General features: G+C 61.5%; 19 protein-coding genes and 1 tRNA gene. 17 read left to right on the forward strand and 3 right to left on the reverse strand.

Features of this window, described 5'->3' with window-relative positions; translation table 11 throughout:
* Positions 1-73: 73 nt before the first annotated feature.
* Complete coding sequence (locus tag IE166_RS01480; protein ID WP_189501182.1) at positions 74-1,708, forward strand: fatty-acid--CoA ligase; 1,635 nt, start codon at positions 74-76, stop codon at positions 1,706-1,708.
* Positions 1,709-1,716: 8 nt separating this feature from the next.
* Positions 1,717-2,505, forward strand: a complete 789-nt coding sequence (locus IE166_RS01485; RefSeq protein WP_189501184.1) for a DUF1499 domain-containing protein — start codon at positions 1,717-1,719, stop codon at positions 2,503-2,505.
* Between the two features lie 7 nt (positions 2,506-2,512).
* Here IE166_RS01485 and IE166_RS01490 read toward each other — a convergent pair whose 3' ends face one another.
* Positions 2,513-3,418, reverse strand: coding sequence for an MBL fold metallo-hydrolase (locus tag IE166_RS01490; RefSeq protein WP_189501186.1), 906 nt, complete (start codon positions 3,416-3,418; stop codon positions 2,513-2,515).
* Positions 3,419-3,524: 106 nt separating this feature from the next.
* Here IE166_RS01490 and IE166_RS01495 point away from each other — a divergent pair, with 106 nt between their 5' ends.
* From IE166_RS01495 to cysQ, 7 genes are all read left to right on the forward strand, one after another.
* On the forward strand, positions 3,525-4,109 hold the full coding sequence (locus IE166_RS01495; protein ID WP_189501188.1) for a biotin transporter BioY: 585 nt from the start codon (positions 3,525-3,527) through the stop codon (positions 4,107-4,109).
* A 170-nt stretch (positions 4,110-4,279) separates the two neighbouring features.
* Positions 4,280-5,419: a DegT/DnrJ/EryC1/StrS family aminotransferase gene (locus IE166_RS01500; RefSeq protein WP_189501189.1), complete on the forward strand. Its 1,140-nt coding sequence runs from the start codon at positions 4,280-4,282 to the stop codon at positions 5,417-5,419.
* Positions 5,420-5,521: 102 nt separating this feature from the next.
* Positions 5,522-5,596 (forward strand) — tRNA-Gln (locus IE166_RS01505).
* Positions 5,597-5,725: 129 nt separating this feature from the next.
* Entirely contained in the window at positions 5,726-6,085 is a 360-nt protein-coding gene (locus IE166_RS01510) for a hypothetical protein (RefSeq protein ID WP_189501191.1), read from the forward strand.
* A 196-nt stretch (positions 6,086-6,281) separates the two neighbouring features.
* A complete protein-coding gene (gene cysD, locus IE166_RS01515) occupies positions 6,282-7,187 on the forward strand; it encodes a sulfate adenylyltransferase subunit CysD (protein ID WP_189501193.1) in 906 nt (301 codons plus the stop codon).
* Positions 7,187-9,112: a sulfate adenylyltransferase subunit CysN gene (cysN, locus tag IE166_RS01520; RefSeq protein ID WP_189501195.1), complete on the forward strand. Its 1,926-nt coding sequence runs from the start codon at positions 7,187-7,189 to the stop codon at positions 9,110-9,112. The genes cysD and cysN overlap by 1 nt, the downstream gene beginning before the upstream one ends.
* A 4-nt stretch (positions 9,113-9,116) precedes the next feature.
* A complete protein-coding gene (gene cysQ / locus IE166_RS01525; RefSeq protein WP_189501197.1) occupies positions 9,117-9,917 on the forward strand; it encodes a 3'(2'),5'-bisphosphate nucleotidase CysQ in 801 nt (266 codons plus the stop codon).
* Positions 9,918-9,927: 10 nt separating this feature from the next.
* Here the strand turns inward: cysQ and IE166_RS01530 are convergent, their stop codons facing one another.
* On the reverse strand, positions 9,928-10,854 hold the full coding sequence (locus tag IE166_RS01530; protein WP_189503172.1) for a carbohydrate kinase family protein: 927 nt from the start codon (positions 10,852-10,854) through the stop codon (positions 9,928-9,930).
* Between the two features lie 267 nt (positions 10,855-11,121).
* On the opposite strand from IE166_RS01530, the gene IE166_RS01535 reads away from it, so the two are divergent.
* The 8 genes from IE166_RS01535 (at position 11,122) to glgX (ending at position 23,281) form a co-directional block, all read left to right on the forward strand.
* Positions 11,122-12,159 carry a sugar ABC transporter substrate-binding protein gene (locus IE166_RS01535; RefSeq protein ID WP_189501199.1) on the forward strand — a complete coding sequence of 346 codons (1,038 nt, stop codon included), beginning with the start codon at positions 11,122-11,124 and terminating at the stop codon, positions 12,157-12,159.
* Between the two features lie 150 nt (positions 12,160-12,309).
* Positions 12,310-13,392, forward strand: coding sequence for an ABC transporter permease (locus IE166_RS01540; protein WP_189501201.1), 1,083 nt, complete (start codon positions 12,310-12,312; stop codon positions 13,390-13,392).
* Positions 13,389-14,192 (forward strand): ATP-binding cassette domain-containing protein, encoded by an 804-nt coding sequence (locus IE166_RS01545; protein ID WP_189501203.1) that lies wholly within the window; start codon positions 13,389-13,391, stop codon positions 14,190-14,192. The genes IE166_RS01540 and IE166_RS01545 overlap by 4 nt, the downstream gene beginning before the upstream one ends.
* 110 nt (positions 14,193-14,302) lie before the next feature.
* Positions 14,303-16,768: a glycogen/starch/alpha-glucan phosphorylase gene (locus IE166_RS01550; RefSeq protein WP_189501205.1), complete on the forward strand. Its 2,466-nt coding sequence runs from the start codon at positions 14,303-14,305 to the stop codon at positions 16,766-16,768.
* A gap of 199 nt (positions 16,769-16,967) precedes the next feature.
* Positions 16,968-18,233 carry a glucose-1-phosphate adenylyltransferase gene (glgC, locus tag IE166_RS01555; protein WP_189501207.1) on the forward strand — a complete coding sequence of 422 codons (1,266 nt, stop codon included), beginning with the start codon at positions 16,968-16,970 and terminating at the stop codon, positions 18,231-18,233.
* The gene (gene glgA, locus IE166_RS01560) at positions 18,233-19,684 is read left to right on the forward strand and encodes a glycogen synthase GlgA (RefSeq protein ID WP_189501209.1); all 1,452 of its coding nucleotides are present in this window, start codon (positions 18,233-18,235) and stop codon (positions 19,682-19,684) included. Before glgC ends, glgA begins: the two co-directional genes overlap by 1 nt.
* Positions 19,681-21,306, forward strand: coding sequence for an alpha-D-glucose phosphate-specific phosphoglucomutase (locus IE166_RS01565; protein ID WP_189501211.1), 1,626 nt, complete (start codon positions 19,681-19,683; stop codon positions 21,304-21,306). The genes glgA and IE166_RS01565 overlap by 4 nt, the downstream gene beginning before the upstream one ends.
* Before the next feature lie 19 nt (positions 21,307-21,325).
* Positions 21,326-23,281 (forward strand): glycogen debranching protein GlgX, encoded by a 1,956-nt coding sequence (glgX, locus tag IE166_RS01570; protein ID WP_189501213.1) that lies wholly within the window; start codon positions 21,326-21,328, stop codon positions 23,279-23,281.
* Here glgX and IE166_RS01575 read toward each other — a convergent pair.
* A complete protein-coding gene (locus IE166_RS01575; protein WP_189501214.1) occupies positions 23,275-25,050 on the reverse strand; it encodes a TadG family pilus assembly protein in 1,776 nt (591 codons plus the stop codon). The two genes, glgX and IE166_RS01575, sit on opposite strands and share 7 nt — an antisense overlap.
* Position 25,051 lies beyond the last annotated feature (1 nt).

A 25,051-nucleotide genomic window follows, 5' to 3' on the forward strand; every position in this document is an offset into this window, starting at 1 on the left:
CGTGTGCCAGCCAGGCGCTGGACATCCAGCCTGTTCATAGCTCTACTGGCGGCCTGACTACTGGGAGGTGACTATGCTTGGTTTGATGCAGCAATGGCCGCTGCTATGCCACAAGATCCTTGATCACGCTGCGATCCAGCATCCGCGTCGCGAGATCGTGTCGCGCTCGTCGGAAGGGCCGATTATCAGAACGACCTATGCCGACATTCATCTTCGCGCCCGCAAGATTTCGCAGCTGTTGGAACGGGAAGGCTGCAAGCCGGGTGACCGCATCGCCACGCTGGCCTGGAACACCGGCAACCACCTGGAAGCCTGGTACGGCATCATGGGCATGGGCGGCGTTTATCACACGCTAAACCCGCGCCTGTTCCCCGATCAGATCGCCTGGATCATGAACCACGCGGAAGATCAGGCATTGTTCGTCGATACCGGCTTTCTTCCGCTGGTGGAAAAGATCGCGCCCGCCGTGCCGTCCCTGAAACGGATCGTGGTGCTGACCGACGCCGCCAACCTGCCGCAAACCAAGCTGCCAAATGTCGTGGCCTACGAGGATTGGCTCGGTGGCGCCGACGGCGACTACACCTGGCATGACTGCAACGGCGACGAGAACACGGCTGCCGGCATGTGCTACACGTCAGGCACCACCGGCGATCCCAAGGGCGTGCTCTACAGCCATCGCTCGAACGTCCTGCACGCCATGATGGCCGCCATGCCGGATTCAATGGGGCTCTCCTCGCGCGACACGATCCTGCCGGTCGTTCCGATGTTCCATGCCAATGCCTGGGGCCTCGGCCAAAGTGCACCGATGATCGGCGCCAAGCTGGTGATGCCGGGCGGCAAGATGGACGGGTCGTCGATCTACGAATTGTTGGATACTGAAAAAGTCACCTTCTCGGCGGCCGTGCCCACCGTCTGGCTGATGCTGCTCCAGCATCTGGAGGAGACCGGCAAGAAATTGCCTTACCTGAAGAAGGTGGTGATCGGCGGCTCGGCTTGTCCGCGCGTGATCGTCAAGAAGTTCCAGGACAACTACGGCGTGGAGGTCGTGCATGCCTGGGGCATGACCGAAATGTCGCCGCTGGGCTCGCTCTGCACGCTCAAGGCCGACTTCACCGAGTTGGACGGTGAGGCCAAGCTCGACATCCAGCAGACGCAGGGATTCGCGCCCTTCGGTGTCGAGATGAAGGTGACCGACGACGAAGACAAGCCGCGGCCTTGGGACGGCAAGACGTTCGGCCGGCTGAAGGTGCGCGGCCCCTCTGTGGCCAAGTCCTATTATGGTGGCGCGGGCTCCGAGCAGTTCGACGAGGACGGCTGGTTCGACACCGGCGATGTCGCGCACATCAATCCCGACGGCTACATGCAGATCACCGATCGCGCCAAGGACGTCATCAAGTCCGGTGGCGAGTGGATTTCCACGATTGACCTCGAAAATCTCGCCGTGGCGCATCCCGATGTCGCGGAAGCGGCGGTGATCGGCATCGCGCATCCGCGCTGGGACGAGCGGCCGCTGCTCGTCGTGGTCAAGAAGCCCGGCAAGGAGCCGACGCGCGATGACCTCCTGTCTTTTATGGATGGCAAGGTCGCGAAATGGTGGCTGCCGGATGACGTGACCTTTGTTGATGAAATTCCTCACACCGCAACCGGCAAGATCCAGAAGATCACGCTCCGCGAGCGGTTCAAGGATTATCGTTTGCCGACGGCCTGAGCTCCTGCATGGTTGCCCTCTATCCCGAGCGACAATCACGAGCGGCGCGCTGGTCGCGCCGCAGCGCGATCTTTGCCGTCATCCTATTCGTTGTGGCCGCGGTGACCCATCGCTTGGGCCGGCTCGATTCAGAAACCTTCCTGATGACACTCGGCGTAGTGGCAGCCCTGATCGTGCTGTCGCTCTGCGCCTTTCTTCTTGCCTTTCATCGCATGTGGACGCGTGGCGACAAGGTCGGCACCAACCTCGTCGTGGCCGGCTTCTTCCTGATCGTCGCGCTGATCCCGGTCGGCTTCCTGGCCTATCGCGGGCTGACGACGCCGATGTTGCACGACATCACCACCGATACGGAAAGCCGGCCGCTGCTGAGCCAAGTGCCAAATCCGACATCCGCGATGAACAGACCGCGCGCCATGACCGAAGGGGAGGCCGAAGAACAGCTTGCCGCCTATCCCACCGTGATCGGCCATTCCTATACGCTGCCGCCCGAGCGCATTCGTCAGATCATCGTGACGCTGGTGGAGGATCGCGGCTGGCAAATCGTGCGCGCTTTTCCTGAGGTGAGCGGACCTTCCGCAACGATCAACGTGGTGGCCGGCTCGTTGCTGCTCGGCTTTCCGTGCGATGTGGCGATCCGCGTTACTGACGAGGAAACGATGGCTTACGTCGATATGCGTTCGGCCTCGCGCTATGGCGGACATGACTTCGGCGACAACGCCCTGCGCATCGAGCAATTCTTCGACGATCTCGATGCCACGGTTCTGGCCGACGCAGCGATGCCGCAAGTCAGCCAGTAAGCGGACTTCAGGCTGGCCGGTAATACGCGTCGAGCGCCAGATCAGGTTCGGCCTCCAGCAATCCGCGCGCGACCAGATCCTCGACATGCGCGTAAACCGACAAAGCGGCCGCTCCATGCAAGCGCGGATCGGTGTCGCGATAGATGGCGGCCACCACCTCTTGAATGGTGCGGTCGCCGGCCGCAAAGCGTTCCACGATTGCCCGCTCACGCATCTTGCGATGCGCCTTTAGCCCGCGCACGAAGCGAAGCGGGTTTTCAACATTGCCGCCGTGGCCCGGCAGATAAAGGCGGTCGTCACGCTGCAGCAGCCGGTCGAGCGAGGCCATGAAATCCGACATCGACCCGTCCGGCGGTGCAACGACAGTCGTCGCGAAGGCCATCACGTGATCGGCTGAAAACAATAGCCCGGTGCCTTCCAAGGCAAACGCAGTGTGGTTGGCGCAATGACCCGGCGTGTAGATCGCGCGGATCGCGAAGCCATCGCCTTCTACCAGTTCGTCATCGGCCAAGGCACGATCCGGCGCAAAGGCATAATCAGAGCTTTCAGCGAACGGGTTGACCTCGCCGTCGCGCAATGGGCGGGCGGCACGATGCGGCCCTTGTGCCAGAACTTCGGCACCCGTTGCAGCCTTCAGGGCAGGGGTGAGCGGCGAATGATCGCGATGCGTGTGGCTGACGAAGATGTGCGATACAGGCCGGCTATCGATTGCCTGCAGCAGGGCGCCGAGATGGGCCGGATCGTCCGGGCCGGGATCGATCACGGCCAGGGTTTCGGTGCCGACGATATAGCTGTTGGTGCCGTGAAAGGTGTAGGGGCTCGGATTGTTGGCGGTGACGCGCAACACTTTCGGCGCCATCGCGATGGCCTCACCCGCTTTGCCATCAAAGGCCATGCTCAATTCCAGTGACATCCGCAGACCTAACAAGTGTCCAAAGGCGGTTGCCGCTTAGCATGGAAGCCAATATACCGAAAGACGAGCCGGCCTTGGGGGCCGGGAACCGTTTCGGGGAGTGGATATGGCCACGGCATCGCTAGCAAAACCCTTCATTTCCGGCCTTTTGCCGGAGGATCGCACCGCGCGCTTGGCGATGCAGGTCGGCCTTGCCATTGTCGGCACGCTGTTTCTGACGCTGACGGCTAAGACCAAGGTGTTCCTCGGTCCGGTCGACATCAGCTTGGGCACGCTCGGCATCTTCCTGATTGCTGCCCTGTTCGGCAGCCGTCTCGGCCTCGCCACCATCCTTCTCTACATGGCGGAAGGCGCTGCCGGCCTGCCGGTGTTCCAGTCGAGCCCGGAAAAGGGCGTCGGCCTCCTTTACATGATGGGCACGACCGGCGGCTATCTGGCCGGTTATGTCGTCGCAGCTACCGTTGTCGGCTTGGCTGCCGATCGCGGCTGGGACCGCAATCCCTTCAAGATCGGCGCGGCCATGGTTGCCGGCGAGATCGCGATCATGGGTCTTGGCTTCGCTTGGCTGGCGATGCTGATCGGCTCGGAAACGGCCTTCACCGCTGGCGTCGTGCCGTTCCTGCTCGCCGACGCGATCAAGGTTGCGCTTGCAGCCTCGCTCGTTGCCGCGATCCGCGCGTTGCGCGCCTAAGCGTTCAAAACTGACGTTCGCAAAAAGGCGGGGCTTCGGTCCCGCCTTTTTCTTTGCAACCCCACCTTTTTCTTTGCAACAGAGTGACGCAACAGGTGATTTGCCGAATCTCAAGCGGCGGCTCTATCAACCGCGTTGTTTCAGACTGACCTTGGGGCACGCGGACGACCATGACAAATCCAACCATTCCCTTCATCGATCTCGCCACCCAGCAGAAGCGCATCCGCGACAAGGTCGATGCGGCAGTCACCAAGGTTCTGGATCATGGCCAGTATATTCTCGGGCCGGAAGTCGCGCAGCTTGAGAAGGAAATGGCCGCATTCTCCGGCGTGAAGCACGCGATTGCCTGTTCCAACGGCACCGACGCGCTCACTTTGTGCCTGATGGCCAAGAATGTCGGTCCTGGCGATGTCGTCGTCTGCCCGAGCTTCACCTTCGCCTCGACGGCCGAAGTTGTCGCCCAGCTGCATGCGACGCCGCTATTCGTCGACATCGACGAAGACAGCTACAACCTCGATCCGGAAAAGCTGAAGGCCGCTTTGAGCGAAGCCAAGGCCGCCGGTCACAACGTCGTCGGCGTCATTTCGGTCGATCTGTTCGGCCAGCCTGCGGACTATGATGCCATCGAGGCGATCGTGCACGCCGCCGGCCTGTGGCTGCTGTGCGATGCTGCGCAAGGTTATGGCGGCGTTTACAAGGGCCGCAAGGTCGGCACGATCGGCGACTTCACCACCACCAGCTTCTTCCCGGCCAAGCCGCTCGGCTGCTACGGCGACGGCGGCGCGATCTACACCAATGACGATGAGACAGCCGATCTGCTGCGCTCGCTCCTGTTCCACGGCAAAGGCTCGGATCGCTACGACAATGTCCGCATCGGCATGAATGGCCGTCTCGACACGATCCAGGCTGCGGTTCTGATCGAGAAGCTGGCGATCTTCCCCGAAGAAATCGTATCGCGTAATGAAGTGGCGGATCGCTACAACAACGGCCTGTCAAACGTCGTGAAGGTGCCGCGGATCGCTGAAGGCTCGACCTCGGTCTGGGCGCAATATGTCGTGCGCGCACCCGGCAAAGATCGGCAGAAGATCCTGAGCTATCTCAGTTCCAGGGGCGTGCCGACCGCTGTGTACTACCCCAAGCCGCTGCACCAGCAGACCGCTTACAAGGACTATCCGCAGGCTTCGGCCGGTTTGCCGGTGAGCGAAACCGTGGCGCAGGACGTGTTTGCCTTGCCGATGCACCCCTATCTGGATGAGGAAACGCAGCGCTACATCATCGAACAGGTCACCGAGGCCGTACGCCTCGCCTGATTTGTGAGTTCTTGGGTCAATCCCGATTGATCGATGGGATCGCTGCGTGTATAGGCCGGCGATCCTTTTCACGACCGATGATCCATTCTCGGTTGGTGATGGTGGGGCGTAGCCAAGCGGTAAGGCAACGGTTTTTGGTACCGTCATTCCCTGGTTCGAATCCAGGCGCCCCAGCCATACGCTTGAAGAAGTATTTCCAAGTCCTAATAGATCGGACCGTCTGATTTGTTTCCGAGCTGAGGAAACTTTATTCCTTGTCGCGGCTTGTAGTCTTGAAAGTCCAAATGAGTCTGGGAAGGAACTGATATGGCCTACAAGAAGATCGCACTCGCCGGCATGGTCGCGCTGATGATGGCTAGCGGCAGTGTCGGCGCCGCATGGGCGCAGGATTCGAGCGGGAATAATTCCGGCGGCTCGGGCAGCAACGACAATGACTCTGGCGGCACTGGTGCAGGCGGTGCCGGAGGCTCAGGCGGGGGCGCGGGTGGTGCAGGTGGCCAAGGTGGAGGCACAGACTCCGCTGGCGGCAACGCAAACGGTTCGAACCAGTCCGGCTCCAGCGCTGGTGGCACCAATGATAGCTCGGCCGAAAGCAATTCTGGCGGTAAGACCGAATGCCCTGCAGGCTCGCCTGCAACCGCGACCAAGGCTAACGGCTGCAAGTAAGTCGTCGAATTTGACCATCAAGGAAGCCACTGCCTCACGGCGGTGGCTTTTTTGTTGGATGAAAGCGTCGAAACGCTTCTGACGGTAGATACGTTCTACGAGAACCGCAAATCTTAGATCGGCATTTCTTGAGAGCTTAGTTCGGGAAGGCGTATGCAGAACAAAATTCTTCTGTCTGCCAGGCGTACCCCAAGCAATGCCTTCCACGCTGACTCACCTCGACCGGCTTGAAGCCGAAGCGATCCATATCTTCCGTGAAGTTGCAGCCACCTTCTCCAAGCCGGTGATGCTGTACTCGATCGGCAAGGATTCGGCCGTTCTCTTGCATCTGGCCTTGAAGGCCTTCGCGCCGGCCAAGCTGCCGTTTCCGCTCCTGCATGTCGACACCGGCTGGAAGTTCCGCGAGATGATCGCCTTCCGCGACCGGATGGCGGCGCAGCACGGCTTTGATCTTCTGGTTCACCAGAACCCGGAAGGCGTGCGCGACAACATCAATCCGTTCGATCATGGCTCGAACACGCATACCCACATCATGAAGACGGTCGCGTTGCGCCAGGCGCTCGACAAATACGGCTTCGATGCAGCCTTCGGCGGAGCGCGGCGCGACGAGGAAAAGTCGCGTGCCAAAGAACGCATCTTCTCCTTCCGCGATGCCAAGCATGGTTGGGACCCGAAGAACCAGCGTCCGGAAATGTGGAACATCTTCAACACGCGCGTGGCGCCGGGTGAGTCGATCCGCGTGTTTCCGCTGTCGAACTGGACCGAGCTGGATATCTGGCAATACATCCTTCAGGAAGACATCCCGATCGTGCCGCTTTATTTCGCGGATCGTCGGCCGGTGGTCGAGCGCGATGGTCAGATGATCATGGTGGACGATGCCCGCATGCCGCTTCTGCCCGGTGAAGTCCCGCAACAGAAGCTCGTCCGCTTCCGCACGCTCGGCTGTTATCCGCTGACCGCCGCGATAGAGTCCGATGCCGAAACTACCGAAGACATCGTGCGCGAGATGCTGGTTGCGCGCACCTCCGAACGCCAGGGCCGCCTGATCGACCGCGACGAAACCGGGTCGATGGAGAAGAAGAAGCGCGAGGGATATTTCTGATGAGCGCCGTCGCTGCCTTGCGCGAAGTGGATGTGGCTGAAGATGCGTCGCGCGATGAGGTCCGCGCCTTCCTCGCGTCTCAGGAACAGAAATCGCTTCTACGCTTCCTGACCTGCGGTTCGGTGGATGACGGCAAGTCGACCCTGATCGGCCGTCTGCTTTACGACACCAAACTGATCTTCGAGGATCAGCTCGCAACCCTCGAAAATGACTCGAAGAAACACGGCACGACCGGCTCGGATCTGGACTTCGCCCTTTTGGTCGACGGGTTGGAAGCCGAGCGCGAGCAGGGCATCACGATCGACGTCGCCTATCGCTTCTTCACGACGCCGAAGCGCAAGTTCATTGTCGCCGACACGCCGGGCCACGAGCAATATACTCGCAACATGGCGACGGGAGCGTCCACGGCAGATCTCGCCGTCGTGCTGGTGGATGCGCGGCAAGGCCTGCTGACGCAAACGCGCCGCCACTCCTTCATCGCCTCGCTGCTCGGCATCCGCCACATCGTGCTGGCGGTCAACAAGATCGATCTCGTCGGTTATAGCGAAGAGGTGTTTGGCCAGATCGCTGCCGATTATCGCGCATTTGCAGGCGATCTCGGCTTTGCCACGATCACACCGATCCCCATTTCGGCACGCTATGGCGACAACGTCATTGCGCGCTCCGACCGCATGGCCTGGTACGCCGGACCTTCTTTGCTGGAGCATCTGGAAGACATCGATCTCGGACAAGGGTCGGCGCAAAAGCCGTTCCGCTTCCCGATCCAGTATGTAAACCGTCCCAATCTCGATTTCCGTGGCTTTGCTGGAACGATCGCGTCCGGCTCGATCAGCCAAGGTGATGCCGTGGTGGTGGCCAAGTCGGGCAAGCCGTCGCGCATCAAGCGCATCATCGGCCCGCGCGGCGACCTGACCCGCGCGGTGGAAGGGCAGGCGGTGACCTTGCTGCTCGAGGACGAAGTCGAGGCTTCGCGCGGCAACGCGCTTGTTGCGCCGAGCGCCCGTCCGCATGTAGCCGACCAGTTTGCCGCGAACCTCGTCTGGTTCGCCGAACAACCGCTGCTGCCTGGCCGGTCCTATATCCTGCGGACCGAAACCGATCAGTCGACGGCAACGATCACGGACCTCAAGCATCGCGTTAACGTCAACAGTTTCGCGCAGGAAGCGGCGAAGTCGCTGGCGCTGAACGAAGTCGGCGTCGTCAATATCTCCACGCAGGCGCCCATCGGGTTTGATAGTTTCGTGGAAAACCGCGCCACCGGCGCATTCATTCTGATCGACCGCATCACCAATGCAACGGTGGCGGCCGGCATGATCCAGCATCCGCTGCGCCGCGCCGAAAACATTCACTGGCAGGCACTGGATGTCAGCAAGTCGTCGCGCGCGGCTTTGAAGGGCCAGGAGCCTGCCGTGCTCTGGTTCACCGGCCTGTCGGGCTCCGGCAAATCCACGGTGGCGAACCTGGTCGAAAAGAAGCTGAATGCGGAGGGTCGGCACACTTATGTGCTGGATGGTGACAATGTCCGCCACGGTCTCAACCGCGATCTCGGCTTCACCGATCAGGACCGCGTCGAGAACATCCGACGGGTCGCGGAAGTGGCGAAGCTGATGGCCGACGCCGGCCTGCTGGTCCTCGTCTCCTTCATCTCACCGTTTACCGCCGAGCGCCGCATGGCGCGCGAGCTGATGGGCGAGGGCGAGTTCGTGGAGATTTTCGTGGATACGCCGTTCGAGGAATGCGCCCGTCGCGATCCCAAGGGGCTTTATGCCAAGGCTCTGCGTGGCGAGATCAAGAACTTCACGGGCGTCGATTCGCCCTATGAAGCGCCGGAGCATGCCGACATCCATCTCCAGCCCTTCGGTCGTTCGCCTGAAGATTTAGCCATCGAAGTGGAAGACTGGCTGCGAGAACGCGGTTACTGCTGAGGGCATGACCCAGACAAGCGACCGCGACATCCTCGCCACCTTCGAGACCCTGGCCCTGCAGGCGGGCAGGGCAGTGATGGACGTTTACGAGGTTGATTTTCCAGTCGAGCTCAAGGCGGATGCATCGCCCGTGACGGAGGCCGATGCGAAAGCCGAAGCGATCATCCTCGCCGGTTTGCGCGAAGCCTATCCCGATATACCCTGCGTGGCTGAAGAAGAAGCGTCAGCCGGCATCTGCCCGCCCGAACTCGACGGGCTGTTCTTCCTGGTCGATCCGCTCGATGGCACGCGCGAGTTCATCAAGCGCAACCCGGATTTCACCGTCAACATCGCGCTAATTCGGCAAGGCATTCCGGTAATCGGCGTGGTTTATGCGCCAGCGCGCAGTGTTCTGTATAGTGCGAGCCCGGAAGGAGCGTTTCGCATCGATACGGTCAATCATGAGCCCGGCGAGCGCCGCAACATCATCGTGCGGACCCCGACCAGGGTCCCCACCGTCGTAGCCAGCCGGTCGCATCGCACCGAAGAAACCGACAGCTATATCCAGACCTGCGGCGTGGTTGAGCTGGTTTCCATAGGCTCGTCGCTGAAATTCTGTCTTTTGGCCGAAGGCGAGGCCGACATCTATCCTCGCTTCGGCCGCACCATGGAATGGGATACCGCTGCCGGCGACGCGATCCTGCGAGCTGCCGGTGGCACGACCCGACGGGTCGACGGCGAGCCGCTCACTTACGGCAAGCGCGGCCAGGCCGAGGATTGCGACTTCGCCAATCCCTGGTTCATCGCGGATACGAAGCCAGCCTGAAAGCTGCTGCTCAGGCGCTCAGCTCATGCCGCCAGGGCGGGTTGGCGCCAGCGCGCGACACGGTCACCGCTGCGGCGCGATTGGCGAAGGTGAGGGCTGCACGAATCTGCTCTTCCGTCAGGCCGACGATGGAGTTCTTGAACAGCAGGTGGTTGTCATGGAGATAACCAAGCACGCCGGCATTCACGGTGTCGCCGGCGCCCACCGTGTCCTGCACCGTCACGGCCTCGCCTGGAATGTGGACGGAATGCTCCAGCGTGTAGCCAGAAATGCCTTTCGAGCCCATGGTGATGATCACGAGGCTCGGCCCTTTGTGCAGCCAGCGCTCCGCGATTTCCGCATGGTCGCCGGTTTCGCCGAACCAGGCGAGATCTTCGTCCGACAGTTTTACGATGTCCGACATTTCCAGCATCCGCATCATGCGGGCGCGGTGTGCCTCGCGATCCGGGATGAAGTCCTTGCGGATGTTGGGGTCAAACATGATGACCCGCGCATTCTTCTCGCGCTGCATCAGCGCTTCATAAGTCGAGCCGCAGGGTTCCGGGATCAGGCTGATGCAGGAGAAATGCAGGGCTTCCACATCCGGCGAAAGGATCGGCATGTGCTCGGGCATCAGCATGCGACCCGCCGTGTTCTCGTCATAGAACATGTAGCTGGCATGGCCGTCCTTCAGGCGCACGAAGGCCATCGTGGTCGGCCGATCGGACAAATGGATGTAGCGGTTATCGACATGGCTGGCCGCAAGCGCATCCTGCAGCTGCTGGCCGAAGAAATCGGTGGAGATGCCGGTGAAGAAGCCGGTCGGAACGTCGAGCCGGCCGAGCGCGATGGCCGTGTTGAAGACCGCGCCGCCGACATAAGGCACATAGCCGTCCTCGCCGTCGGTGGACTTGCGTGGCAACATGTCGATCAAGGCTTCGCCGCAGCAAACGATCATCATCCGGTCTCCCAATCAAGCCATACCGAAGCGGCATGCAAGGTCTTGTGCTGACCCGCATTTAGCGGAGCAGGTCGGCAAGGTCGAGGGTCGTAGTTCCTATCCGGCTGTGGCGGTGTGTGTCAGCGGTCTCAACACGAAAATTCGTGCAGATTGACAGCGTCGCAGCGCTGATGTTTGCTCGCATAAGGTGCCGCGGCTTGCGGCTGCCGGAGGAGAATTGCCAGGCTTTGTCGCCATGATGCGGAAAGCTGGCTGGGAGGAACGATGACCACGAAGACCCTGTTGAAGACAGGTGTGTTCGGCGCGGCTGCGGCTGCCCTGATCGCACTGGGCACACCGGCCTCCGCGCAGGAGCCTGTGACCGCTTGCCTGATCACGAAGACCGACACTAACCCCTTCTTCGTCAAGATGAAGGAAGGCGCCACGGCGCGCGCCAAGGAGCTCGGCGTCAACCTGAAGAGCTATGCCGGCAAGATCGATGGCGATTCCGAGAGCCAGGTCGCGGCGATCGAGACCTGCATCGCCGATGGCGCAAAGGGCCTGATGATCACGGCGTCCGACACGAAGGGCATTGTGCCCTCGATCCAGAAGGCCAGGGATGCCGGCATGCTGGTAATCGCACTCGACACGCCGCTCGAGCCAGCCGATGCCGCCGACGCGACCTTCGCCACCGATAATCGCCTCGCCGGGAAGCTGATTGGCCAGTGGGCGGCCGCAACCCTTGGCGACAAGGCTAAGGACGCCAAGATCGCCTTCCTCGATTTGACGCCATCGCAGCCTTCGGTCGACGTTCTGCGCGACCAGGGCTTCATGGAAGGCTTCGGCATTGACGTGAAGGACGGCAACCGCATCGGCGACGAGGACGATGCGCGCATCGTTGGCCACGACATCACCAACGGCAATGAAGAGGGTGGCCGTCAGGCCATGGAGAACCTTCTCCAGAAGGATCCTGGCATCAATGTCGTTCATACCATCAATGAGCCGGCTGCAGCAGGCGCTTACGAGGCGCTGAAGGCCTTCGGCATCCAGGACAACGTGCTGATCGTCTCGATCGATGGCGGCTGCCCGGGCGTTCGCAACGTCGCCGATGGTGCGATCGGTGCGACTTCGCAGCAATATCCGCTGCAGATGGCGGCCCTGGGCGTGGAAGCCATCAAGACCTTTGCGGAAAACGGCGAAAAGCCGAAGCCGACTGCTGGCAAGGATTTCGTTGACACGGGCGTGACGCTTGTCACCGACAAGCCGGCACCGGGCGTCGAATCGATCGACTCCAAGGCCGGTCTCGGCAAGTGCTGGGGCTGACACCGCGCTGAGCAGTTGAGGGGAGGCGGTCCGTTTAACAACGGGCTCGTAGGAGGAGGGCCGGGAAACTGGTCCTCCTCATCACCATCGGCATTATGGCGCGTCATCGAGCGTCGTCGGACGAATGAACAGGCCGCGGGAGAGAGCAGCATGAGCGAAACATCGGCCGGTCTGCACAGACCTCAGGAGTTCGAATCCGTTCTGTCCGGCAGCGAAACATCCGTTGCGAATTTTGAGCCGGAACGGCGCACGGCGCTTCAGCACGCCCAGCAGTTCCTCCATTCCAGCCCCGCCGCCGTTCCGCTAATCGTGCTGGTTGCGTCGCTGGTTATCTTCGGCGCGATTATCGGCGGGCGCTTCTTTTCCGCCTTCTCCATGACGCTGATCCTTCAGCAGGTGGCGATCGTCGGCATTGTCGGCGCGGCGCAAACGCTGGTAATCCTCACCGCCGGCATCGACCTGTCGGTCGGCGCGATCATGGTTCTGTCTTCGGTGGTGATGGGGCAGTTCACCTTTCGCTATGGCTTGCCACCCGCACTTTCCGTGTTGTGCGGTTTCGCGGTTGGCGCGCTGTGCGGCTACATCAACGGCGTGCTGGTCTCGGTAATGAAGCTGCCGCCCTTCATCGTCACGCTGGGCACCTGGCAGATCTTCCTCGCCACCAACTTCCTGTATTCCGCCAACGAAACGATCCGCAGCCAGGAGATCGGCGCGCAGGCGCCGCTGCTTCAGTTCTTCGGCGAGACCTTCAAGATCGGCAATGCCGTCTTCACCTATGGCGTCATTGCCATGGTGCTACTCGTCGCGCTGCTCTGGTACGTGCTGAACCACACCGCATGGGGCCGCCATCTCCATGCGATCGGCGATGACCCGGAAGCCGCAAAACTGTCCGGCGTGCGCGTTCGGCCAATGCTGGTCACGGTTTACGTCCTGTCCGGGCTGATCTGCGCGCTGGCCGGCTGGTGCCTGATCGGGCGCATCGGCTCGGTATCACCCACGGCGGGACAATTCGCCAACATCGAGAGCATCACCGCTGTGGTGATCGGCGGCATCTCCCTTTTCGGCGGACGAGGCTCGATCCTCGGCATGCTGTTCGGCGCCTTGATCGTTGGCGTGTTCTCACTCGGCCTGCGCCTGATCGGCACCGACCCGCAATGGACCTACCTCCTGATCGGCGCGCTGATCATCCTTGCCGTCGCGATCGACCAGTGGATCAGAAAGGTTGCAGCATGAGCCAGATCCTGCACGAGACGGGCGTGAAGCCGCTTCTTTCCGCTAGGGGTCTGGTGAAGCGCTATGGCCGGGTCACCGCGCTCGATCATGCCGATTTCGATCTTTACCCTGGCGAGATCCTGGCCGTGATCGGCGACAACGGCGCGGGCAAGTCGTCGCTCATCAAGGCGATTTCGGGCGCCACCATCCCGGACGAAGGAGAGATCCGACTGGGAGACCAGGTGGTCAACTTCAAGTCGCCGATGGAAGCGCGCGATGCCGGTATCGAGACCGTCTACCAGAACCTCGCTCTGTCGCCGGCTTTGTCGATCGCCGACAACATGTTTCTCGGGCGCGAAATCCGCAAGCCGGGCGTGCTCGGCCAGTGGTTCCGCATGCTTGATCGCAGCGCCATGGAGCGCCAGGCGCGCGCAAAGCTGACCGAGCTTGGCTTGATGACGATCCAGAATATCGGCCAGGCCGTGGAAACCCTGTCCGGCGGTCAGCGCCAGGGCGTCGCGGTCGCACGCGCTGCGGCGTTCGGCTCGCGGGTCGTCATCATGGATGAGCCGACGGCAGCGCTGGGCGTCAAGGAATCGCGCCGCGTGCTCGAACTCATTCAGGACGTGAAGAAGCGCGGCCTGCCGATTGTGCTGATCTCGCACAACATGCCGCATGTCTTTGAAGTCGCCGATCGCATTCATATCCACCGGCTCGGGCGCCGCCTTTGCGTGGTGGATCCCAAGCAAATCTCGATGTCGGATGCGGTTGCCTTGATGACGGGCGCCACGCAGCCGCCAACCGACGCGCTCGCAGCATAAGCTTTTTCGAACCTTTTCTTTTAGGACTGCCGTCGGCGGCTTAGCCTATGTTAAAGGCAGGATGGGAGGATGTTCGCCGGAGGAGCGGCGAACGCAACCTGGAAAAGGCGATGAGCGGACAGATACTTCCGAAGAAGCACCACCCGATCGCGCCGCAGGCGGCGCCGGGCACACTGGCAGACGAAATTCTCAAGGCCCTGATGTTCCGCGTTGGCAAGAATGCCAATGTGGCGACCGGGCATGACTGGCTGAATGCCTCGATCAAAGTCGTGCGCGATCGCATCGTGACGAGTTGGATCGACTCGACCGAGCGCACCTACAAGGCCGGCGGCAAGCGCGTTTATTACCTGTCACTCGAATTCCTCATCGGCCGCTTGATGCGAGACGCCTTTTCCAACATGGGCATGCTGGAAGAGGTGCGTGAAGCTCTGGCTTCACTTGGCGTCGATCTCGACGTCATCGCCGAACTGGAGCCGGATGCGGCACTCGGCAATGGCGGTTTGGGCCGTCTCGCGGCCTGCTTCATGGAATCCATGGCAACCGTGGACGTGCCGGCGCATGGCTATGGCATCCGCTATGTGCACGGGCTTTTCCGCCAGGAAATCCACGACGGCAACCAGGTGGAGTTGCCCGAAACCTGGCTCGAACACGGCAATCCCTGGGATTTCGATCGGCGCGAGCGCGCTTATGAAATCGGCTTCGGTGGTACGGTCGAGGCGCAGACGAACGAACTCGGCCAGCCCTCCGGAAATATCTGGCGCCCACAGGAACGCGTGCTGGCGACGGCGTATGACACGCCGGTAGTCGGCTGGCGCGGCAAGCGCGTCAACACGCTGCGGCTATGGTCGGCCATACCCATCGACCCGATCTTGCTCGACGCCTTTAATGCCGGCGACCACATCGGCGCGTTGAAGGAAAGCAACAAGGCGGAAGCCCTTACGCGCGTTCTATATCCGGCGGACTCGCATCTCGCCGGTCAGGAACTCCGGCTGCGGCAGGAATACTTCTTCTCCGCCGCATCGCTGCAGGACATCATCAACCGCCATCTCGGCGAGTATGAAGACCTGACCTCTCTGCCCGACAAGGCGGCGATCCACCTCAACGATACGCATCCGGCTGTTGCTGTTGCCGAACTCATGAGGCTTCTGCTCGACAGTCACGGCTTCCAGTTCGAAGCGGCCTGGGACATCACCCGCCGCACCTTCGGCTACACCAATCACACGCTGTTGCCGGAAGCGCTGGAAAGCTGGCCGATCCATGTGTTCGAGCAGCTTTTGCCGCGCCACATGCAGATTGTTTACGCCATCAATGCCGAGCTTCTGCGCGAAGCCCGCGACAAGGGCTTGGACGATGGGCAGATCCGCAACATTTCGCTGATCGGCGAGGATGGCGAGCGCCGCGTGCGGATGGGCAATCTGGCTTTCGCCGGATCGCATTCGATCAACGGCGTGTCGGCACTGCATACCGACCTGATGAAGCAGACGGTGTTTTCCGACTTCCATCAGCTTTATCCCAACCGCATCAACAACAAGACCAACGGCATCACGCAGCGCCGCTGGCTGTTCCAATGCAATCCGGCGCTGACCTCGCTGATCCGCGAAACGATCGGCGATCGCTTCATGGACGACATCGAAGCCTTGCAGGAGCTTGACCGTTTCGCCGACGACGCCTCGTTCCGCGAAAAGTTCGCCGCTGTGAAGCGCGCCAACAAGGAGCGGCTGACGCGTGTCGTGAGCGAGCGGATGGGGCTCAACCTCGATCCGTCGGCTTTGTTCGACATCCAGGTCAAGCGCATCCACGAATACAAGCGCCAGCTCCTCAACATTATCGAGGCCGTGGCGCTCTACGACCAGATCCGCTCGCACCCCGAGCGGGACTGGGTCCCACGTGTAAAATTCTTCGGCGGCAAGGCGGCGCCGAGCTATTTCAACGCCAAGAAGATCATCAAGCTCGCCAACGATGTCGGCCGCGTCATCAACAATGATCCGGCCGTGCGTGGTCTGCTGAAGGTCGTGTTCATCCCGAACTACAATGTGAGTCTTGCCGAAGTCATGATGCCGGCAGCCGACCTGTCGGAGCAGATCTCGACCGCCGGCATGGAAGCATCCGGCACCGGCAACATGAAGTTCGCCCTCAACGGCGCTTTGACCATCGGCACGCTCGACGGCGCCAATGTCGAGATGAAGGAGCATGTCGGCGACGACAACATCGTCATCTTCGGGTTGACGGCAGCTGAGGTGAAGGATGCGCGAACCAACGGCTACAATCCGCGCGAGGCAATCGAGAACTCGCCCGAGCTGTCACAAGCTTTGTCGGCCATCCTCTCCGGCGTGTTTTCGCATGACGAGCCGGAGCGCTACCGTGGCCTGATCGGCGGGCTTTATGAGCACGACACCTTCATGTGCGCCGCCGATTTCGACTCTTATGCCGATGCCCAGCGCCGCGTGGATGACCTGTGGCGCGATAGCGCCGACTGGAACAGGCGAGCCGTTCACAACACCGCGCGCATGGGCTGGTTCTCGTCGGATCGCACGATCCGGCAATATGCCGGCGAGATCTGGGACGTCCCGGCCTGACCGGGCATCCTGACGCAACGATAGGGGGCTGGTGCATGCACCGGCCCTTTTTTGTCATATGCGTAATCGACAAAATAAAGCATAAAGGCTCGCGACTTTCGCCATTCCCCCTCTAGCTACAATGGTGCAACTTGCACTGCGAACTGAACTTCGCAAACTGAACTTGGAATGAGACTGGACGTGCAGGCGGGAGGGAAGAATGGGCAGGAATCGTGAGCAGCCTCTGGCGCGCGACGCCATGGCTTATGTGCTTGCCGGCGGACGAGGAAGCCGGCTGAAGGAACTGACGGACCGGCGCGCGAAACCGGCTGTTTATTTTGGCGGCAAGTCGCGCATCATCGACTTCGCGCTATCGAACGCACTCAATTCCGGCATCCGTCGCATCGGCGTGGCCACGCAATACAAGGCGCATTCGCTGATCCGCCATCTGCAGCAGGGCTGGAACTTCCTCCACCCCGAACGCAATGAAAGCTTCGACATCCTGCCTGCCAGCCAGCGCGTTTCGGAGCATCAATGGTATGAGGGCACGGCCGACGCCGTGTTCCAGAACATCGACATCATCGAGGACTACCATCCAGAATTCATGGTGATCCTGGCTGGTGACCACGTCTACAAGATGGACTACGAGCTGATGCTGCGTCAGCATGTCGACCAGAACGCCGATGTGACTGTTGGATGTCTGGAAGTGCCGCGCATGGAAGCCGTTGGCTTCGGCGTTATGCATGTGGATGGCGAAGACCGCATCTCGGCTTTCGTCGAAAAGCCAGCCGATCCGCCTGCTATGCCCGACAAGCCCGACATGGCGCTGGCCTCGATGGGCATCTATGTTTTCCGCACCAAGTTCCTGTTCGAACAATTGCGCCGCGATGCGGCTACGCATGGTTCCAGCCGCGATTTCGGCAAGGACATCATCCCTTACATCGTCCAGCACGGCAAAGCCGTCGCGCACCGCTTCTCCACCTCCTGCGTGAAGTCGCGCTTCGAGGACAAGGCCTATTGGCGCGATGTCGGCACGATCGACGCTTATTGGGAGGCCAATATCGACCTCACCGATGTCGTGCCGGAACTCGACCTTTACGACCGCGAATGGCCGATCTGGACCTATGCCGAGGTGCGCCCACCAGCAAAGTTCGTGCATGATGAGGATGGCCGCCGCGGCTCGGCAATCTCCTCGCTCGTCTCTGGCGACTGCATCGTCTCCGGCGCATCGCTCCGCAGCAGCCTCCTGTTCACCGGCGTACGCGTGAACTCCTTCTCCTCGCTGGAAGAAGCGGTGGTGATGCCGGACTGCATCGTCGGCCGCAACGTCAAGCTGAAGAAGGTGGTTCTCGACCGGGGTGTCGAAGTGCCGGAAGGTCTCGTCGTCGGCTTCGATCCGGAAGTGGACGCCCGCCGCTTCCGCCGCTCCGAAGGCGGCGTGTGCCTCATCACCCAGGAAATGATCGACAGGCTTCCATACAGCTGATGCAAGTTCTCGCAGTCGCCTCTGAAATCTACCCCCTCGTCAAAACCGGCGGCCTCGCCGATGTGGCTGGCGCGCTGCCGCTGGCCCTTGAACGCCACGGCGTCGGCACCACCACGCTGATCCCCGGTTACAAGCAGGTCATGGCACGCGTGCATGCGTCAGGCACGGCACGCAGCGTGTTCAACTGGGGTGAGTTCTACGGCGGCTGGGCCGAGATCATCCAGGCGGAAGTGGCCGGGCTGAAACTGTTCGTGCTGAACGCCCCGCATCTGTTCGAGCGCGATGGCGGCATCTACGGCAATGGCGCCGTGGATTGGGGCGACAACTGGCGGCGTTTCGCAGCTCTGTCTCGCGCCGGTGCTGATATCGCGGGCGGCTTGCTGGCCGATTACCGGCCCGACCTCGTTCATGTCCATGACTGGCAAGCCGCACTCACGCTGGCTTACATGCGCTATGGCGCGGCGGTCGCAACGCCGAGCGTCATCACCATCCACAACCTGGCCTTTCAAGGGCAGTATGATGCCGGCATCTTTGCCGAACTCGGACTGCCCGATGAAGCCATGTCGATCCACGGCGTGGAATATTACGGCGGCGTCGGTTACCTCAAGGCGGGCCTCCAGTCCGCCTGGGCGATCACTACGGTGAGCCCGAGCTATGCGCAGGAAATCCGCACGCCCGAATTCGGCATGGGTCTCGAAGGCCTTCTGAACAGCCGCTCGGCTTCTCTAGTTGGCATCGTCAACGGTATCGATATCGATCAGTGGAATCCGCAAACCGATCCGCATCTGCCGGTGCATTATTCCGCTGACTCTCTCGATGATCGCCAAAGCAACCGCCACCATGTGGAAGAACGCTTCGGTCTCGATCGGGACGACAACCTGCTTCTGTGCCTCGTCAGCCGCCTGACCTGGCAGAAGGGCATCGACGTTCTCGTTGATTGCCTGGACGACATCGTCGGCATGGGTGCCAAGGTTGCGCTGCTTGGCAATGGCGACGCGCGCTTCGAAGGCGAGATCCATGCCGCAGCCGGCCGCCATCCCGGCCGCATCGGCGTCGTGACTGGCTATGACGAAGGGCTGTCGCATCAACTCACGGCCGGTGCCGACGCTATCCTCGTACCCTCGCGCTTCGAGCCCTGCGGTCTGACGCAGTTGCATGGCCTTCGCTATGGCTGCGTGCCGATCGTGACGCGCACCGGCGGTCTGGCGGATACGATCATTGACGCCAACGAAGCGGCGCTTACGGCAAAGGTCGCCACCGGATTCCAGTTCGAGCCGCTGGCAAGGCAGCCTTTCCTGAACGCCATCCGCCGCGCGCTCAACGTGCATCGCGAGCCCGGGGATTGGCGGCAGATGCAGATCCAGGCGATGAAGTCGGACGTCTCTTGGGACCACAGCGCCGAGTGCTATATCGACGTTTATCGCTCGCTCCTTCGGGGAACACATCTATGAAAACCGTTTCCACCACGCCCTTCCAGGATCAGAAGCCGGGCACATCCGGCCTGCGCAAGAAGGTGCCGGTTTTCCAGCAGCCGAACTATGTCGAGAACTTCATTCAGTCGGTGTTCGACAGTCTCGAAGGCTTCGAGGGCCAGACCCTGGTGATCGGCGGTGATGGCCGCTTCTTCAATCGAGAAGTCATCCAGATCGCGATCAAGATGGCGTCCGCCAATGGCTTCGGCCGCGTTCTCGTGGGGCAGGGCGGCATTCTTTCGACGCCGGCCGCGTCCAACGTCATCCGCAAGAACAAGGCGTTTGGCGGCCTGATCCTGTCGGCCAGCCACAATCCCGGCGGTCCGAACGAAGATTTCGGCATCAAGTACAATACCGGCAATGGCGGCCCGGCTCCGGAAAAGGTCACCGACGCGATTTATGCACGCTCCAGGGTGATCGACACCTACAAGATCTGCGAAACGCCGGATGTCGATCTCGACCAGATCGGTCGCGTCGAGGTCGGCACCATGGATGTCGAGATCATCGATTCCGTCGCCGATTACGCCGCCTTGATGGAAGAGCTGTTCGATTTCGCCGCCATCAAGGCGAAGATCGCGGGCGGCTTCCGCCTTACCTTCGACGCCATGCATGCCGTAACCGGCCCGTACGCCAAGGAGATCCTGGAGCGTCGGCTGGGCGCGGCGGAAGGCAGCGTCAAGAACTTCGTGCCGCTGGAAGATTTCGGCGGCCATCATCCCGATCCCAACCTGGTGCATGCCAAGGACCTCTACGACTTGATGATGTCGGACGATGCGCCGGACTTCGGCGCGGCATCCGACGGCGACGGCGACCGCAACCTGATCATCGGCAAAGGCATCTTCGTCACCCCGTCGGATTCGCTCGCCATGCTCGCCGCCAACGCGCATCTCGCACCAGCCTATGCCGGCGGGTTGAAGGGCATCGCTCGTTCCATGCCGACTAGCCGCGCGGCCGACCGCGTGGCTGAAAAGCTCGGCGTAAAGGCCTACGAAACGCCCACCGGTTGGAAGTTCTTCGGCAACCTGCTGGATGCTGGTCTTGCTACGATCTGCGGCGAGGAAAGTGCCGGCACCGGCTCCGACCATGTGCGCGAAAAGGACGGTCTCTGGGCCGTTCTGCTCTGGCTGAACATCCTGGCCGTGCGTGGCGAAAGCGTAAAGGCGATCGCTGAAGCGCATTGGACCGAATACGGCCGTAACTTCTATGCGCGGCACGATTATGAGGATGTCGACACGCAAGCCGCCAACGGCCTCGTTGCCGAACTGCGCGAAAAGCTCGACCGCCTGGCCGGCACAAGCGTGCAGGGCATGACGATCGCAGCCGCCGACGACTTCTCCTACCTCGATCCGGTCGACGGCTCCACCAGCGCCAACCAGGGCATTCGCATCTTGTTCGAAGGCGACTCGCGCATCGTTTATCGCCTGTCGGGCACCGGCACATCAGGTGCGACCTTGCGCGTTTACATCGAGCGCTTCGAACCCGACGCCGCTAAGCACGACGTGCCGACCCCGGAAGCGCTGGCCGACCTCATCGCCGCCGCAGACGAAATCGCCGGTATTCGCGCCAAGACCGGCCGCAACGAACCAAGCGTGATTACGTGATCCATCTGCTTCCGCGCGCATGACGCTTGGCGCAATCCCAGACGAGCATGGAACACGCTTCGCTGTTTGGTCCGGCGCGGCGGAGCGGATCTGGGTTTCGCTCTTCGATGAAAGCGGCGACCATGAAGTCGCGCGGCATGAGTTGTCGCGCGGAGATGATGGTGTGTTCGCGCTGCATGTAGCCGGCATCGGTGAAGGCGCGCGCTACGGCTTCCGCGCAGATGGCCCGTATGATCCCACTGCCGGCTTGTGGTTCGACCCGGCCAAGCTCCTGAACGATCCTTATGCCCTGACGATCGACCGCCCCTACCACTACGATCCGCGTCTGGGCGCTCGGCGTGACGAGGGTATCGACACCGCAAGTCTGATGCCGAAGAGCATCGTCATCAAGCTTCCGCCTGAACTCGATCAACAAGCTCCGATCTTCAAACCGGGCGGCTTGATCTACGAGCTGAACGTGCGTGGCTTCACCATGCAACATCCACCCGTGCCGGAGCACAAGCGCGGCACGATCGCCGCCCTCGCTGAACCCGTCATCATTGAGCATCTCCAGAAACTCGGCGTTTCCGCGGTCGAGCTCATGCCGGTTCATGCCTGGATCGACGAACGGCATCTGCCGCCGCTGGGGCTAAGCAATGCCTGGGGCTACAATCCCGTTTCCTATTTCGCGCTCGATCCGCGTCTCGCGCCGGGTGGATTGACTGAACTACACGAAACGGTAGCGGCGCTGCGCGAGGCCGGAATCGGCACCATCCTCGATGTCGTCTTCAACCATACCGGCGAAAGCGACGAGCAGGGGCCGACGCTGTCGCTGCGCGGGCTTGATGCGCAAACCTACTTCCGGCATCGCGCGGATGGGCGGCTGGTGAATGACACTGGCACAGGCAATACGCTGGCCTGCGACCATCCGGTCGTCCAACGGCTTGTGCTGGAGTCGCTGCGCCATTTCGTTCTCTATGCCGGCGTCGATGGCTACCGCTTCGACCTCGCGCCGATCCTCGGACGCGATGCGCAGGGCTTTTCCCCGCAAGCCGAACTGCTTCAGGCTATGCGGCAAGACCCCGTTCTGGCTGATCGGGTTCTGATCGCCGAACCCTGGGACATCGGCCCGAACGGCTACCAGCTCGGCAACTTCCCCACAACGTTCCTGGAGTGGAACGACCGCTATCGCGATGATATCCGGCGCTTCTGGCGCGGCGACGGCAGCCTGGCCGCCCTGGCGACGCGCCTGTCCGGTTCTTCGGACATCTTTGGGCGCGGCGACGCGAACGAGACACGAAGCGTCAACTTTATCGCCGCCCATGATGGCATGACGCTCGCCGACCTCACCGCCTACGCCCACAAGCACAACGCCGCCAATGGCGAAGACAATCGCGACGGGCACGACGACAATCTGTCATGGAACCACGATGTCGAAGGTCCGAGCGACGATCCCGCAATCCAGGACGCCCGCAGCCGTGACATCAAGGCCATGCTCGGCACCCTTTTCGCCTCAACCGGCACGATCATGCTGACCGCCGGCGACGAGTTGGGCCGCACCCAGCGCGGCAACAACAACGCCTATGCCCAGGACAACGAGATCAGCTGGCTCGACTGGAAACACGCTGACGCCGAACTGCTTGCGCACGCGCAAACCTTCTCACGCTTCCGCCGCTCTTTTCTCGACATCAATGCCGCGTCGTTCCTGCGCGACGCCGATGTCAGTTGGCAGCGCCCCGATGGCCAAGCCTTCACCGAAGGTGATTGGCACGACGGCCAGAACCGCCAGCTCGCTTTGATCCGTAAGACTGACGCCGCACGAATCGCCATCCTGATCAACGGCGCCGACCAACCCTGCACCTTTGCCCTACCTCACCATGGGGACTTGCTCTGGATAGCTTTCGACGGCGTGGAAGCCGAGGAAGGCCGAATGGCCTGTCCCTCCCGCAGCGTCGTTCTCGCTGCCGAGAGGCCGGTCGCCAACGCGCTTTACTGAACCAGCACGGGCTGGCTGCAGTTCACGCCGTTGACCCACACATCGACCGAACCGAGTTTTACCCCGAGCGCAGTGAGGATGGTGTTGAGCAGGGTGTCGAGGGGGATGACGGCGTCCGAAAGGATCGGCTTAACAAGCGCACCGACATCAACCCCCACCTTGAGCGGCTTGAGTTCAACGTTCAAAGCGAGATTCTTGAGCAGGCTTGCGGTCAACGTCTGCGAGTAGTTCTCGACCGATGCCGTCTTGATCGTATGGCTTTGTATCGCCAGCGCATTGAACGTCAGCGGCGTGTCGCGAACATTGCTGATCGCTGCGTTGACACCCGAACCGTTTCCTGCGGTCACCTTCAAGCTGAGAAGATCGCCCAGAAGACTGGTAGCGCTGACATTGATGAGCGTTGCATCGTTCAAAGTTGGCAGGCGAGTGAAGTCTTTGATCTGTGTGGGCGTTCGGATATCGGCAATATACACCTGTGCGATCGCCGGGCGCGCAGCGATCGAAACCGACGCGGTCGATGCATCATTGCTGCGGCAGGAAACGGCCGTCAGCTCACCACGGGCACTGCCGACATCGAGCAGCAACGGTACGGATATTTCCGCCTTTGGCAGCGGCAAGATGGAGATGTCTGGAAGAAGGCCCACAGTGGCAACCAACCGAACGCGTGTCTGCGCGGTGTAAACAACCGTGCCAAGCCTGCCCATGGTAAGATAGGCCGAGTTCTGCGGCGGCTCGCCGATGGCAATGTCCGCCGTCACCTTCGTCAACCCGGGGATGTTCAGGCCGGTGTTCACCGCCACCTGGTTCTTCCCGTTGCCGAGCGCGGCCGCAGCATTGATGAGGTCCAGAAGAGCAAGCTTCGGCGACCTGTAAGCAGTAGGATGCACCGGCTGCGTCCCCACCTTGTTTGCAGCCGCCTTGTCGAGGCTGATCAGCTTATTGAGCGCCAGCGCAGGCGGTTTCGATGGCAGCGCCGTGGTAATTGCTGACAGGGCTGTCTTGGCGTTGGCACTGATCCCCGAAACCTTTGACGCTGCTTTCAGAATAGTCCCAACCGAAGCCGAACTGTCGAGAACCTGCTGATACGTGCCGGCCGTCAGCTTGAGCTCACTGGCCAGCGCATCCATGAAGGCGAAGGCATCGATCTCGGTGTTCAGCAGCGCTCGGTAATCATTGAAGCTGAGTTTCAAGCTGGTTCCAAGCAGTCCGCCCAAGACGCTGTTAATGATTGGGCTGGCGCTCGTATCCACATCCGCCAGCCGCGAGCCTACCGAGAAACTCGCTTCCGGCGCTATCAGCGCGATCGCCGTGGTGCCTATCACGGCGTCGGACAGAACCGGCGTCGGAAAGTAGGTCTCGCCCTTTCTGTGCGCGGTGACCCTAACCGCGTTTGGCGGCGTTGCTCCTGCCGTGAAACGCTCTGCCAACGGTTTGGCCGCGTCGAGCACGTAGCGGCCGGGCTCCACTTTCACCGTGTCGGTCGGGCCGACTGCCGCGCCGGATGACGCCTTGGCGTCGATCAGGCTCATGCCCGACAGTCCGTTATCGCCAAACGTCATGAGGCTGGCGTCTTCGGCCTTCGTCAGATGAGCCGCCGCCGTCATGGCGGCAAGATCGGTGATGGCCTGCTGGTTGCGCTTTTGCAGAAAAAGAGCGCCGGCGTTTAAGGTGAGACCCGCGCCCAAGAGCAGCACGGGAAAGGTGATCGCCGTCAACGTGGAGAAGTTGCCGTTCCGATTACGCCAGAAAGCGCCAAGCCGCGCCAGCATC

The organism is Tianweitania populi (genome assembly GCF_014652875.1).
In the GTDB taxonomy this organism is placed as follows: domain Bacteria; phylum Pseudomonadota; class Alphaproteobacteria; order Rhizobiales; family Rhizobiaceae; genus Tianweitania; species Tianweitania populi.